At 69.1% G+C, this 13,408-nt stretch carries 13 protein-coding genes; 10 read left to right on the top strand and 3 right to left on the bottom strand.

The genetic code is table 11. The annotated features are described in order from the left end of the window. The first annotated feature begins 38 nt into the window (after window positions 1-38). From ACFVJ3_RS33495 to era, 6 genes are all read left to right on the top strand, one after another. Window positions 39-704, top strand: coding sequence for a TetR/AcrR family transcriptional regulator (locus ACFVJ3_RS33495; protein WP_378456150.1), 666 nt, complete (start codon window positions 39-41; stop codon window positions 702-704). A 108-nt stretch (window positions 705-812) separates the two neighbouring features. Further along, window positions 813-1,886 (top strand): PhoH family protein, encoded by a 1,074-nt coding sequence (locus ACFVJ3_RS33490; RefSeq protein ID WP_378456149.1) that lies wholly within the window; start codon window positions 813-815, stop codon window positions 1,884-1,886. 36 nt (window positions 1,887-1,922) lie between these two features. Next, entirely contained in the window at window positions 1,923-2,465 is a 543-nt protein-coding gene (gene ybeY, locus ACFVJ3_RS33485; RefSeq protein WP_378456148.1) for an rRNA maturation RNase YbeY, read from the top strand. Between the two features lie 21 nt (window positions 2,466-2,486). Beyond that, the gene (locus ACFVJ3_RS33480; RefSeq protein WP_378456147.1) at window positions 2,487-3,800 is read left to right on the top strand and encodes a hemolysin family protein; all 1,314 of its coding nucleotides are present in this window, start codon (window positions 2,487-2,489) and stop codon (window positions 3,798-3,800) included. After that, entirely contained in the window at window positions 3,793-4,125 is a 333-nt protein-coding gene (locus tag ACFVJ3_RS33475; RefSeq protein ID WP_378456146.1) for a cytidine deaminase, read from the top strand. Before ACFVJ3_RS33480 ends, ACFVJ3_RS33475 begins: the two co-directional genes overlap by 8 nt. Further along, window positions 4,118-5,035, top strand: a complete 918-nt coding sequence (gene era / locus ACFVJ3_RS33470; protein WP_378456145.1) for a GTPase Era — start codon at window positions 4,118-4,120, stop codon at window positions 5,033-5,035. The genes ACFVJ3_RS33475 and era overlap by 8 nt, the downstream gene beginning before the upstream one ends. On the opposite strand, the gene ACFVJ3_RS33465 is transcribed toward era, so the two are convergent. From ACFVJ3_RS33465 to ACFVJ3_RS33455, 3 genes are read right to left on the bottom strand one after another with little or no spacing between them, the layout of a single operon-like run. Next, complete coding sequence (locus ACFVJ3_RS33465; protein WP_378456144.1) at window positions 5,032-5,601, bottom strand: TetR/AcrR family transcriptional regulator; 570 nt, start codon at window positions 5,599-5,601, stop codon at window positions 5,032-5,034. The genes era and ACFVJ3_RS33465 overlap by 4 nt on opposite strands. A 3-nt stretch (window positions 5,602-5,604) precedes the next feature. Beyond that, a complete protein-coding gene (locus ACFVJ3_RS33460; RefSeq protein ID WP_378456143.1) occupies window positions 5,605-7,050 on the bottom strand; it encodes an amidase in 1,446 nt (481 codons plus the stop codon). A gap of 39 nt (window positions 7,051-7,089) precedes the next feature. After that, window positions 7,090-8,538, bottom strand: a complete 1,449-nt coding sequence (locus ACFVJ3_RS33455) for a PLP-dependent aminotransferase family protein (RefSeq protein ID WP_378456142.1) — start codon at window positions 8,536-8,538, stop codon at window positions 7,090-7,092. 77 nt (window positions 8,539-8,615) lie between these two features. Between ACFVJ3_RS33455 and ACFVJ3_RS33450 the strand changes: the two genes are divergently transcribed. The 4 genes from ACFVJ3_RS33450 to kdpB all read left to right on the top strand — a co-directional run bounded on the left by ACFVJ3_RS33450 (window position 8,616) and on the right by kdpB (window position 13,402). Then, on the top strand, window positions 8,616-9,245 hold the full coding sequence (locus ACFVJ3_RS33450) for a pyridoxamine 5'-phosphate oxidase family protein (protein WP_378456141.1): 630 nt from the start codon (window positions 8,616-8,618) through the stop codon (window positions 9,243-9,245). Window positions 9,246-9,486: 241 nt separating this feature from the next. After that, window positions 9,487-9,585, top strand: coding sequence for a potassium-transporting ATPase subunit F (locus tag ACFVJ3_RS33445; protein ID WP_378456140.1), 99 nt, complete (start codon window positions 9,487-9,489; stop codon window positions 9,583-9,585). Then, the gene (kdpA, locus tag ACFVJ3_RS33440) at window positions 9,585-11,300 is read left to right on the top strand and encodes a potassium-transporting ATPase subunit KdpA (protein WP_378456139.1); all 1,716 of its coding nucleotides are present in this window, start codon (window positions 9,585-9,587) and stop codon (window positions 11,298-11,300) included. The genes ACFVJ3_RS33445 and kdpA overlap by 1 nt, the downstream gene beginning before the upstream one ends. After that, on the top strand, window positions 11,297-13,402 hold the full coding sequence (gene kdpB / locus ACFVJ3_RS33435) for a potassium-transporting ATPase subunit KdpB (RefSeq protein ID WP_378456138.1): 2,106 nt from the start codon (window positions 11,297-11,299) through the stop codon (window positions 13,400-13,402). Before kdpA ends, kdpB begins: the two co-directional genes overlap by 4 nt. Window positions 13,403-13,408: the final 6 nt, after the last annotated feature.

Below are 13,408 nucleotides of genomic sequence, written 5' to 3'. Positions count from 1 at the left end.
TGGCGTAGATCACACCACCCAGCGAGGGAGTTCCGCCTGTGTCGGTCCCGACGAAGTCGCCCGGTGACCCCGGGAAGACCCGCCGAAGTCACGCGCGCGCCAACCGTGCGCGGATCCTCGACGCCGCAGTCACCGCCTTCGTCGCGGACCCGGACGCGAGCATGGACGACGTCGCCCGCGCCGCCGGGGTCGTGCGCCGCACCGTCTACGCGCACTTCCCCAGCCGGGAGGCGCTCGTCGAGGGCATCGCGGACGAGGCCTCCAGCGCCCTGGTGGCCGCGATGGGAGACGAGGCGCAGCAGCCGGAGCGCCCCGACCTCGCGGTCGCGGCGATGGCGCTGCGGACGTGGCCGATCGGCGACCGGTTCCGCATGCTGTTGTCGTTCGCCCGCCGCGAACTCGGCGAGCAGCGCATCCACGACCTCCTCGGGGTGGTGCGCGACCGGGACGTGCGGGTCGTCGAGCACGGGCAGCGGTCCGGGGTGTTCTCGTCGTACCTGTCGCCGCCGGTGCTCGTAGCGCTCGCGGAATCGATGACGATGACCCTGCTGGACCAGGCGAATTCCGGCGAAGTGCAGGATTCGGGGGAGTCGTTCGCGGTCGCGTACCTCGCGGTGCTCGGGCTGTCACCGGCCGACGGCGCCCGCGTCGTGGACGAGGCGCGGCAATGGTTGCGCGAGCATCCGGACGTCCCGAAGTCGTGACGGCGTCCCGTAATCGGGTGGGCGGTGTGACCTGCGAGCGATAGACTTCCCTCATCACGACGACCGTCGTGACCGACCAGGAACCGGGAAGAAGGCCATATTCCTCACGTGAGCGAACAAGACCAGAACGGCGAGACGTTCGGCGCCACGCGTCCGGCGGAACGCACCGTGCGTTCGAGTATCGATCTCCCACCCGAAACGGTCCCGCCTCTCCTCGGTTCTTCCGACGAGAATCTGCGCGCTCTCGAACGGGTCCTGGACGCAGACATCCATGTACGCGGCAACGCCGTCACGCTGACGGGACGGCCGGGCGACGTCGCCCTGGCCGAACGGGTCATCGCCGAACTGGGCTCCATCGTCGGTCGCGGGCAACCGCTGACCCCCGACGCGGTGCGTCGCACGGTCGGCATGCTCACGCAGGGGCTGAGCGAATCGCCCGCCGAGGTCCTGACCCTCGACATCCTGTCGCGGCGCGGCAAGACGATCCGGCCGAAGACGCTGAACCAGAAGCGGTACGTCGACGCGATCGACGCCAACACCATCGTGTTCGGCATCGGGCCCGCCGGTACCGGCAAGACCTACCTCGCCATGGCGAAGGCGGTGCAGGCCCTGCAGACCAAGCAGGTGTCGCGGATCATCCTCACCCGCCCCGCGGTCGAGGCGGGGGAGCGGCTCGGGTTCCTGCCCGGCACGCTGCACGAGAAGATTGATCCGTATCTGCGGCCGCTGCACGACGCGCTGCACGACATGATGGACCCCGAGGCCATCCCGAAGCTGATGCAGTCGGGGGTCATCGAGGTGGCGCCGCTGGCATACATGCGTGGTCGCACACTCAACGACGCGTTCATCATCCTCGACGAGGCGCAGAACACCACCGCCGAGCAGATGAAGATGTTCCTCACCCGCCTGGGCTTCGGATCCAAGGTCGTCGTCACCGGTGACGTCACGCAGGTCGACCTTCCCGGTGGTGCCCGGTCGGGTCTGCGCGCGGCCGCCGAGATCCTCGGCGACATCGACGACATCTACTTCGCCGAACTCAACAGCAGCGACGTGGTCCGGCACCGGCTGGTGTCCGACATCGTCGACGCGTACGAGCGGTTCGAGGCGGACCGGGACGGCAAGGTCGAGCTCGGGAACCGCGCACAGCGGAGAGCGGCGCACTCGCGTTCTCCACGACGGTAGGGTGAGTGTCGCCGGAACCAGGAGGAAGCGACACACATGAGCATCGAAGTCTCGAACGAATCGGGCATGGACGTCTCCGAGGAGGAGCTGATCAGCGTTGCCCGCTTCGTGATCGCGAGGTTGGACGTGCACCCCGCGGCCGAGTTGTCGATGGTCCTCGTGGACTCGGCCACCATGGCCGACCTCCACATGCGGTGGATGGACCTGCCCGGTCCCACCGACGTGATGTCGTTCCCGATGGACGAACTCGAGCCCGGCGGTCGCCCGGACTCGCCCGAACCCGGACCGTCGATGCTCGGTGACATCGTGCTGTGCCCGTCCTTCGCCGCGGACCAGGCCGACAAGGCCGGTCACCCGCTCGCACACGAACTCGCTCTGCTCACCGTGCACGGTGTGCTCCACCTCCTCGGCTACGACCATGCCGAACCGGAGGAGGAGAAGGAGATGTTCGGCCTGCAGAACCAATTGCTCGACGACTGGTACGAGGATCTGCGCAGGGCCGAACGCGACGCGGCACTCGCTGCCCGGGACCAGAAGCTGCTCGGCAAGGCCGGCTTCTTCGACTCACCGGACCAGTAACCGCCACGTGAAGGGTCTTCTGTGAGTAGCGCCATCGCGCTGATCGTCCTCGCGATCGTCCTCGTCCCGCTCGGTGGTGTCTTCGCCGCCGTCGATTCCGCACTCAACACGATCTCGTCCGCGCGCATCGAGGAGATGGCGAAGGAGGATCGCCCCGGCGCCACCCGCGTGCTCCGCATCCTGTCGGATCGCCCCCGCTACGTGAATCTCATGGTGCTGCTGCGCATCCTGTGCGAGATCACGGCGACGGTGGTGCTCGTCGGTGGCCTGTCCGATCTCCTCGAACCCGTGTGGGCGCTCACGTTCACCGCGATCATCATGGTGCTCGTCGACTACGTGGTGATCGGGGTCGGCCCCCGGACGCTCGGTCGCCAGCACGCGTACTCGATCGCGTTGATCACGTCGGTACCCCTGCAGGTCATCGGAACTCTGCTCGGCCCGATCAGTCGCCTCCTGATCCTGATCGGTAACGCCATCACCCCGGGTAAGGGATTTCGCAACGGCCCCTTCGCCTCCGAGATCGAACTGCGCGAACTCGTCGACATGGCGCAGGAACGCGGCGTGGTGGCCGACGAGGAACGCCGGATGATCCAGTCGGTGTTCGAACTCGGCGACACCTCGGCCCGCGAGGTGATGGTGCCGCGCACCGAAATGGTGTGGATCGAGAACGACAAGAGCGCCGGACAGGCGACGTCGCTGGCTGTCCGCAGCGGACATTCGCGGATCCCCGTGATCGGGGAGAACGTCGACGACGTGCTCGGCGTCGTCTACCTCAAGGATCTCGTGCAGGAGACGTACCACTCGCGCGACGGCGGACGCAGCGTCCGCGTCGGCGACGTGATGCGGCCCGCCGTGTTCGTGCCCGATTCCAAGCCCCTCGACAGTCTGCTCGCCGAGATGCAGCGCGACCGCAACCACATGGCCGTTCTGGTGGACGAATACGGCGGAATCGCCGGGCTCGTCACCATCGAGGACGTCATCGAGGAGATCGTCGGTGAGATCGCTGACGAATACGACCAGGACGAGACACCGCCGGTGGAGGATCTCGGCGACGGCATGTACCGGGTCTCCGCGCGCCTGCCGATCGAGGATCTCGGTGAACTGTTCGGCATCGAGGTGGAGAACGACGAGGTCGAAACAGTCGGTGGGCTCATCGGATACGAACTCGGCAGGGTCCCGCTCCCGGGATCGGAGGTCGTGTCGCACGGTCTCGTCCTCCGCGGCGAGGGCTCACCCGACGTGCGCGGACGGGTGCGCATCAGCACGGTCTTCGTGCAACGCGCGCCGATCGACGACGACGGTGGCGACGGCGACCGGGAGGATCACGATGACTGACCTGGGCGACGAAGACGCCAAACTGGTCGTGCTCGCGCGAGGAGCGTTCGGCCGCACCGGAAGTGGTCAGGGTGCCGCCGTCCGCGATCTCGACGGCCGTACCTACTCGGCGGGCGCGGTCTCGCTGACGTCGCTGTCGCTGACCGCGCTGCAGGCGGCCGTCGCGGCGGCGGTGTCCAGTGGCGCCGAGGGTTTCGAGGCCGCAGTCGTGATCGGCGGGAACCCGGAAGACCCGGGCGTCGCCGCCCTACACGAAGTCAGTGCGCAGGCGGCCGTCGTCTTTGCGCGAACCGATGGATCCGTGATCGAGGAGCAACATGAGTAAAACCGAATTCCGTTCCGGATTCGTCTGTTTCGTCGGACGGCCCAACACGGGCAAGTCCACGCTGACCAACGCGCTGGTGGGCAGCAAGATCGCGATCACGTCCTCGCGTCCGCAGACCACCCGACACACGATCCGCGGGATCGTGCACCGCGACCATGCGCAGCTGATCCTCGTCGACACCCCGGGTCTGCACCGCCCCCGGACGCTCCTCGGCCAGCGCCTCAACGACCTCGTGCGCGACACCTACTCCGAGGTCGACGTGATCTGCCTGTGCATCCCGGCGGACGAGAAGATCGGCCCCGGCGACCGGTGGATCGTGCAGCAGGTCCGTCACATCGCGCCGAAGACCACACTCATCGGCATCGTCACGAAGATCGACAAGGTCAGCAAGGACATGATCGGGCAGCAGTTGCTGGCCGTGTCCAAGCTCCTCGGTCCCGAGTCGGATGTCGTGCCGGTGTCCGCCGCCTCCGGCGAGCAGGTGGAGGTGCTCGTCGACGTCCTCGCGTCGAAGATGGAGGAAGGGCCGGCGTTCTACCCGGACGGCGAACTCACCGACGAACCCGAAGAGACGCTGATGGCCGAACTCATTCGCGAGGCCGCGCTCGAGGGCCTCGGCGACGAACTGCCGCACTCCCTGGCCGTGGTCATCGAGGAGATCATCCCTCGCGAGGGACGCACCGAGAAGCAGGGCGAACTGCTCGACGTCCATGCCCTGCTCTACGTCGAACGCCCGTCCCAGAAGGGCATCGTGATCGGCAAGGGCGGCGCCCGACTCCGCGAGGTGGGGACCAAGGCCCGGCTGCAGATCGAGAAGCTGCTCGGCACCAGGATCTTCCTCGAACTGCACGTCAAGGTGGCCAAGGACTGGCAGCGCGACCCGAAACAGCTGGGCCGCCTGGGGTTCTAGGCGGCGGGGCCGGCGCCCCTGAGAAGAAGGAGCACCGATGTCGCGAAGTCGTGATCGCCGTCACTTCCGGTCGCGAGTCTCCTGAGCTGCAGACCGGCAATGGTGGCGACGATGGTCGGCGCGACGGACGCCGCGTCGGGGACGCCGAGGGCGGTGAGGATCGTCACCGTCAAATCGTCGTACGCGGCGAAACATTCGGCGGCGGCCTGACGCAGCTCGTGGTCGCGTCCCGCCTGGATGTACAGCTCGAACGGGGCGATCCGCTCGGCGGAGAACGCCAGATCCTTCGCGACCTTCCCGGTGAGTGCCGCGGCGTCCTCGAGACTCAGCCCCTTGTCCCGGTACCCCTCCGCCAGCTCCGACAGACGCTGCGTCTCCTCCGTCACGAACCCGGACAATGCGGCGCGCAACAGGTCCGTCTGTGTCGGGAAGTGGTACGTGATGGAGCCGAGCGACACGCCGGCCTGCGCGGCGATCCGCCGATTGGTCACGCCGGGAATGCCTTCCGTGCCGACGATGTGCAACGCCGCCGCGAGGATGCGGTCACGAACGTCCGTCGAAGCCATCGGTCACCACCACTTCTCGGGACGTTCCAGGTCCCACCGCAGCACCGACTCGAGTTGGGCCGCAACCGACACCAGCAGCGGCTCGGTGCCGTCGTGTCCCATCAGCTGGGCTCCGGTCGGCAGGTTGCCGGACGTGAACCCGGCCGGGACGTTCACGCTCGGCCAGCCCAGCACGTTCCACGGCCACGCGTATGGGCAGACCGCGGTGATCACCTTGTCGGTGGCCCACGAGCTGATGCCGTCGATCCCCTCGACTTTCGGTGGGGGAGTCGCGGTGGTCGGGGCGAGGACGAGGTCGTACTTGTCGAAGATCGCCCCGACCCGTCGCTGCATCCTAGGCTCGGCTGCGCGGGCGGCCCGTAGCGGTGCCCCACGCAACAGTCGTCCGGTCTTGGCGTTGCCCTTCGTGCGGGGGTCGACGAGTGACGGGTCCGGGATCTTCCGCACCCAGTCGTCGATGCCGGCCATCGACCGCGGGAGGAAGCCGAGCCCGAACATGACCCCGTAGTCGGGGTCGTCCACCACGACGCGATGGCCGAGCCTGCGCAGCGCCTCGGCGACCCGTGCGACGCCCTGGCGGACCTCGGGATGCAGCGTCGTGGGGGTCGCGGTGAACGGGATCCGCAGCGACAGTGCGATGCGCAGCGGTCCGGGGTCGCGGCCGACGGCGTCGCTGACGGTGACCGGTGCAGGCGTGTGCAGGTCGCCCTCGTGCGGTCCCGATGCGACGTCGAGGAGCAGGGCCGCGTCGGCGACCGTCCGGGCCAGCGGGCCGTTGACGGTGAGGCCGTAGAACGCCTCGGCTGCCGGCCAGGTGGAGATTCGGCCGCGTTGAGGCTTGATCCCGACGAGGTTGGTCCAGGCGGCGGGGATGCGGATGGACCCGGCGCCGTCCGAACCGATCGCCGCGGACACCACACCGGCGGACACGGCCGCCGCGGCGCCGCCGGACGAGCCTCCGGGGGTGTGGTCACCGTTCCAGGGATTGCGGGTGTACCCGAAGGCGGGTCCGCCGGTGAGCGGCCACTGTCCGAGCTCGGGACTGTTGGTCTTGCCCACGACGACGGCACCGGCGGCGCGCAGTCGTCGCACCATCTCGGAGTCCCGCGCCGCGGGTGGGAAGTCGCCCGGGCACCCGAACGCGGTCGGCTCGCCGGCCACGTCGACGTCGTCTTTCACGGCGATCGGGACCCCGAGCAGCGGCAGACGCTCACCGGCGGCGATCCGGCGGTCGGCCTCGGCGGCTTCGGCGAGTGCCTTGGTCCGGCGGATCACCTTGAACGCGTTGAGCGTCGGCTGGCTCGCGTCGATGCGGTCGAGGGCGGCGCGGGTGGCCGCGACCGAGGTGGTGGCGCCGGAGGCCAGCGCCTGCACCTGCTCGACGAGTCCCGGGGACCGATCCCCGTCGTCGTCGCGTTGCCGTCGATCGTCCAGTTGTCCCGCGCTCATGTCGCCCCTCCCCGTGACTGTTCGTTCGAACGAACAGTATCAGCCGAGATGTCGCCGGACTACCCCGCCGATCGCCTCGGCCGCCCCGCGAGCCCGCGATTCGGGCAGCCGGGCGTACCCGCAGACCAGCCCCCGCGGTCCGCCTGGTGTGGTGCGGTAGTCGGCGAGGCTCGGGACCGTCACTCCGTGGTCCTGCAGCTCAGCAGACAAGGCGACGTCGTCGACGGAACCGGGCAGCGTCAGGACGACGTGGAGACCGGCCTCGATGCCCGCGAGCCCGACACCGTCCGTGTCGACCGCGGACAGTTGCTGCTGCAGTGCGGTGACGAAGGCCGCCCGGCGGGCCGAGTAGGTGCGGGAGGCGCGGGCGAGGTGCCGTGACAGCGCACCCGAGGCGATGAAATGCGCCAGCGCGAGGGCAGTGATCGCGCAGCACGCCTCACCGCTGGCGTCGAGGGCCCGGACGAGTTTCGGCCGCAGGGCCGGAGGGGCGATCACCCACGCCACCCGGATCGAGGGAGTGAGGATCTTCGACGCCGTGCCCACGTACGCCACGCATTCGGACCCGCGGTCGATGCTGCGCAGAGCGGGCAGCGCCGACACGTCGTAGCGGAACTCGCCGTCGTAGTCGTCCTCGATGATCACCGTTCCGGACGCCGCGGCGTCGGCCACGAGCCGGGCTCTGCGGCCCACCGGCATCCGGGCACCCATCGGATACTGATGAGCAGGCGTGCAGTAGACCGCGGCATCGGTCGCCCGCAGCAGTGCGGAGTCGAGGCCGTCGCCGTCCACGGATACGCAGCGCGTCCGCACCCCCGCACCGTCGAGGACGGTGCGGGCCCGGCTGTAGCCGGGCTCCTCGAACACCACGTCCCGGCCGCCGAGTCCCGCAGCGGCGACGAGGGTGCGGAGCGCGGCGCCCACTCCGGGGACGATCACCAGCTCGTCGGGGCGCGCTGCGATCCCCCGGGTGCGGCGTAGATGCTCCGCGAGGGACCGTCGCAACTCCGGGTGCGCGTCGGGGCCCGGGACGTCCGAGGTCACGGCCGCGGTCGCGGCCGACCGCCACGCCCGGCGCCAGTCGGTGGTGGAGATCAGGGCGGGATCGGGGTGACCCGGAGTGAGATCCCACAGCGCCTCCGGCTTCGCGGGGGCTGCAGAGGAGGCCCGCTCCGAGGTTCGGGTGACCGGGTGTGAGGCGACGTGCGCGCGGGCCGCCACGTCGGCGCCCGGTGCGATCCGCGTGCCGGAACCGGCGCGGGCATGCGCATACCCGGACGAGCAGAGTTCGTCGTAGGCATCGACCACCGACGCCCGCGCGACCGTCAGGTGTTCGGCCAGCGCCCGCGTGGACGGCAGAGGGTCGCCGGGCCGCAGGCGACCCACGCGGATCTCGTCGAGGACCGACTCCGCGATGCGGTGCCGCAGCGGCGCGTCGGTATCGGGGAGCCGCAACGTCAGGTGTAGTTCGGGGCTGATCCGGGGCATGTCCCTATAATACTGGTCTGCCGATATTGGTGATTGTGGATCTGGAAGGTGATCCACATGGGGGTGAGGATGATGTCGTGGACAAGATCATGAGATACCCGGACCGTGCCCGCACCGAACGAGCGCAACTCGACGCCGTCCTCGACGCCGCGCCGATGGGCACCCTCGCCACCGTCGTCGACGGGCTGCCGTGGGCCGTGCCGATGCTGTACGCCCGCGACGGCGACAGGATCCTGCTGCACGGCTCCACCGGGGCCGGTGCGCTGCGGCAGGTGGCGGCGGGCGCACCGGCGGTGCTGTGCGTCGCGATGCTCGACGGAATCGTCGTCGCGGACACCCTGTTCGACTCGTCCGCCAACTACCGTTCGGCGGTGGTGCGGGGCAACCTCGTCACCCTCGGCGCAGACGAATCCGCCGACGCCCTGAACGCGCTGTCGGACGTGCTGATCCCCGGCCGCAGCACGGAGGTCCGGGGGCACCGGCGCAAGGAACTCGCCGCGACACTGGCCCTCGCCCTCCCGATCACACCCGGCCAATGGACCGTCAAGGTGCGGGACGCACCGCCGGGTGAACCCACCGAAACCAGCAGCGCCTGGGCCGGGGTGGTCCCCGTTCGGTCGGTCGCCGGTGCGCCCGTCCCGGCACCGTGGGTGGCGAGCGGCACGCCCGTACCCGCATCCGTGTCGCGGCTGACCCGGACCGCGTAAGGAAAGCGTCAAGAGCCGTAGGAGTCCCGTAAGCGCTTCGTCAGCGCCGCCTCTTTCGCCGAGATCCGGCGTGATGCTGGCATGACACCCCGCAACCGTGGGGTGTCATGCCTGCGCTGAACCGCAGGATCAGTACGAAGAGGGATCCTCACATGGCCGATGTGGCCTACGTCACGCTCGTCCTCGGCGGATTCGCCTGTTGCGCGCTCGTTCTCCGTGCCCTGCAGACCGGACGCGTGAAATGACGGGTGCCGGGATACTCGCGGTCGCGCTCGTCGCGATCGCCGCCGCGCTCGTCGTGTACCTCCTGATCGCGCTCACCGACCCGGAGCGGTTCTGATGACGCCTGCCCTGGCGGCCGGACTGCAGGTCGCCTTCGTCCTCGCGGTACTCGCGGTCGCGTACGTGCCGGTGGGCGACTACATGGCGCACGTGTACGAATCACGCCGTCACCTGCGGGTCGAATCCGTGATGTACCGCCTGTGCCGCATCAACCCGCACACCGAGCAGACCTGGTACGGCTACGCGGGCAGCGTGCTGGGATTCTCCGCGGCGAGCGTGCTGTTCCTCTACGCCCTGCAGCGCATCCAGGGGGTGCTGCCGCTGTCCGGGGACCTCTCCGGGGTCAGTCCTGCGGTGGCGTTCAACACGGCCGTGTCGTTCGTGACCAACACCAACTGGCAGTCGTACGCGCCCGAGACCACGATGAGCAACCTGACCCAGCCGGTCGGGCTCGCCGTGCAGAACTTCGTGTCCGCAGCCGTGGGCATGGCCGTCGCGGTGGCGCTGATCCGCGGGTTCGTCCGGGTGTCGCGCGGCGGTGAGATCGGCAACTTCTGGGTGGACCTCACCCGGGGCAGCCTGCGTATTCTGCTGCCGTTCTCCTTCGTCATCGCGCTGATCCTGCTGAGCCAGGGCGTGATCCAGTCCTTCCACCCGGGCTTCGCGTCCACCGGTCTGGACGGCAACTCCGTCAGCAACGCACTCGCGCCCGTCGCCTCGCAGGAAGCGATCAAGGAACTCGGCACCAACGGCGGCGGGATCCTCGCCGCCAACTCGGCGCACCCGTTCGAGAACCCGACGCCGGTCAGCAACATCGTCGAGATCCTCGCGATCCTGCTGATCCCGGTCTCCCTCACCCGCACGTTCGGCACCATGGTCGGCGACCCTCACGACCGAGCGAGCGAGGTGTCCGGGCACCGCCAGGGTCTGACCCTGCTCGCCGTGATGGGCATCCTGTGGGGATCGCTCCTCGCGGTCACGCTCGCCGCGGAGTCGGGTCGGCGCGGCGTCGCCGCCACCGCCGCGGGCGCGATGATGGAGGGCAAGGAGGTTCGTTTCGGAATCCCCGGTACGGCGCTGTTCGCCGTGAGCACCACCGGAACGTCCACGGGCGCGGTGAATTCGGCCCACGACAGCCTGTCGCCGCTCGGCGGCGGAGCCGCTCTGCTCAACATGCTGCTCGGCGAGATCGCGCCCGGCGGTGTCGGCACCGGGCTCTACGGAATTCTCGTCCTCGCCCTGATCGCCGTCTTCGTCGGTGGACTCCTCGTCGGCCGCACACCCGAATACCTCGGCAAGAAGCTGCGGCAGCGGGAGATCACACTCGCCGCCCTGTCCGTGCTGGTGATGCCGGCGCTCGTCCTGATCGGGACCGGAATCACCGTGATCCTGTCCTCGACCACCGGTTACCAGGGCAACGGTGGCGACCCGGGAAGTCCCGGATCCATCCACGGATTCTCGGAAGTGCTGTACGCGTTCGCGTCGGCCTCGAACAACAACGGCAGTGCGTTCGGCGGGCTGACGGCGACGAGCGACTGGTTCCAGACCGCGCTCGGCCTGTGCATGCTGTTCGGCCGGTTCCTTCCGATCATCTTCGTCCTCGCGCTCGCCGGATCCCTGGCGTCGCAGAAGAAGACGGCAGCGGGCGCCGGAACCCTGCCGACGGCGGGCCCGATGTTCACCGGGCTCCTCACCGGCACCGTCGTGCTCGTCGCGGCGTTGACATTCTTCCCGGCCCTCGCGCTGGGACCGATCGCGGAGGCTCTGCAGTGAGTGTGAACGTGACCAGTCGTCCGGAAACCGGGGCGGCGACCACCACGCCGGAAGGCGGCCACGGCCCGGCGCCCGTGAAGGCGGGAATCTTCAGCCCCGCTCAGCTGGTGACGGCGCTACCGGGCGCCCTGCGCAAACTCGACCCCCGGCACCTCGCCCGCAACCCGGTGATGTTCGTGGTGTTCGTCGGTTCCGTCGTCACCACCGTCATGGCCCTCGTCGACCCGTCGGTGTTTTCCTGGGCTGTCGTCGCCTGGCTGTGGTTCACCGTGTTGTTCGCGAATCTGGCCGAGTCGGTCGCGGAGGGCCGGGGCAAGGCGCAGGCGGCGAGCCTGCGGAAGGTGAAGCAGGACACGGTCGCCCACCGAATCACGGCGAGCGGCGGGGTGGAGTCGGTCGCGGGGACCGCACTGACCGTCGGCGACAGGGTCGTCGTCGAGGCGGGAGAGGTGATACCCGGGGACGGTGACGTCGTCGACGGCATTGCGACCGTGGACGAGTCGGCCATCACCGGCGAGTCGGCGCCTGTCGTCCGCGAATCCGGCGGTGACCGGTGTGCCGTCACCGGTGGCACGACCGTGCTCTCCGACCGGATCGTCGTGCGCATCACCGCGGCCCCCGGACAGTCGTTCGTGGACCGGATGATCGCCCTCGTGGAGGGAGCGGCGCGGCAGAAGACGCCGAACGAGATCGCGCTGAACATCCTGCTGGCGTCGCTGACGATCATCTTCCTGCTGGCCGTCGTCGCGATCGGTCCGATGGGTCTGTACGCGGGCCAGGAGCAGGATCCGATCAAGCTGATCGCTCTGCTGGTGTGCCTGATCCCCACCACTATCGGGGCCCTGCTGTCGGCCATCGGTGTCGCCGGGATGGACCGGCTGGTGCAGCGGAACGTCCTGGCGATGTCGGGGCGGGCGGTGGAGGCCGCCGGCGACATCGACACACTGCTGATGGACAAGACCGGCACCATCACGTTCGGCAACCGGCAGGCCACGGCCTTGCATCCCGCCCCGGGGGTTTCCGCGATCGAGTTGGCCACGGCCGCACGGTTGTCCAGCCTCGCGGACGGCACCCCCGAGGGCCGCAGCATCGTGGACCTGTGTGCCCGCGACTTCGGGTTGGACCCGGCGCCGTCCGAGGCGGAGAGAGCGGCCGAGTTCGTGCCGTTCACGGCGCAGACCCGGATGAGCGGACTCGACATCGACGGCGCCCGGATCCGCAAGGGCGCGAGCGACGCGGTGCTGACCTGGGTGCAGGCGCTGGGCGGGCAGGCGGCGCCTGCGGTCACCGACAGTGTGAACCAGATCGCGCAGGCCGGGGGAACGCCGTTGGTGGTCGCCGCCGTCCGCGGAGACACAGCGACCGTGCTCGGCGTGATCGCGCTGTCGGACGTGGTGAAACCGGGCATCGCCGAGAGGTTCGCGGAACTGCGGGCCATGGGGATTCGCACGGTGATGATCACCGGCGACAACCCGTTGACGGCAAAGGCCATCGCGGCCGAGGCCGGAGTCGACGACTTCATGGCCGAGGCGACACCCGAGGACAAGCTCGCGCTGATCCGGAGGGAGCAGGAGGGCGGCCGGCTCGTCGCGATGACCGGGGACGGCACCAACGACGCCCCGGCGCTGGCCCAGGCGGATGTCGGGGTGGCGATGAACACCGGCACGTCGGCGGCGAAGGAAGCCGGGAACATGGTGGATCTCGATTCGGATCCCACCAAGCTCATCGAGGTGGTGGAGATCGGCAAGCAACTGCTCATCACGCGCGGGGCGCTCACCACGTTCTCGCTCGCCAACGACCTGGCCAAGTACTTCGCGATTCTCCCTGCCCTGTTCAGCGGCATCTATCCGCAGCTGAACACGCTGAACATCATGCGGCTGGCCACCCCGGAATCGGCCATCCTGTCGGCGGTGATCTTCAATGCCGTCGTGATCGTCGCGCTGATCCCGTTGTCGCTGAAAGGCGTTCGTTACCGTCCGTCCTCGGCGTCGAAGCTGCTTGGCCGCAACCTGCTGATCTACGGCCTCGGCGGCGTGATCACGCCGTTCGCCGGTATCTGGCTCATCGACCTCGTCGTCCGTCTCGTTCCCGGAATTGGGTGATCCCGC

The sequence above is a fragment of the Rhodococcus sp. NPDC127593 genome, from assembly GCF_042671975.1.
Taxonomy (GTDB): Bacteria; Actinomycetota; Actinomycetes; order Mycobacteriales; family Mycobacteriaceae; genus Rhodococcus_F.
This window is presented reverse-complemented; position numbering and strand designations above follow the sequence as displayed.

What these genes read in the sequence shown, in the direction of transcription:
- ybeY (WP_378456148.1), top strand. Translation starts at nt 1,923, where the DNA reads ATGAGCATCGAAGTCTCGAACGAATCGGGCATGGACGTCTCCGAGGAG.
- ACFVJ3_RS33475 (WP_378456146.1), top strand. Translation starts at nt 3,793, where the DNA reads ATGACTGACCTGGGCGACGAAGACGCCAAACTGGTCGTGCTCGCGCGA.
- era (WP_378456145.1), top strand. Translation starts at nt 4,118, where the DNA reads ATGAGTAAAACCGAATTCCGTTCCGGATTCGTCTGTTTCGTCGGACGG.
- ACFVJ3_RS33465 (WP_378456144.1), bottom strand. Translation starts at nt 5,601, where the DNA reads ATGGCTTCGACGGACGTTCGTGACCGCATCCTCGCGGCGGCGTTGCAC.
- ACFVJ3_RS33460 (WP_378456143.1), bottom strand. Translation starts at nt 7,050, where the DNA reads ATGAGCGCGGGACAACTGGACGATCGACGGCAACGCGACGACGACGGG.
- ACFVJ3_RS33455 (WP_378456142.1), bottom strand. Translation starts at nt 8,538, where the DNA reads ATGCCCCGGATCAGCCCCGAACTACACCTGACGTTGCGGCTCCCCGAT.
- ACFVJ3_RS33445 (WP_378456140.1), top strand. Translation starts at nt 9,487, where the DNA reads ATGACGGGTGCCGGGATACTCGCGGTCGCGCTCGTCGCGATCGCCGCC.
- kdpA (WP_378456139.1), top strand. Translation starts at nt 9,585, where the DNA reads ATGACGCCTGCCCTGGCGGCCGGACTGCAGGTCGCCTTCGTCCTCGCG.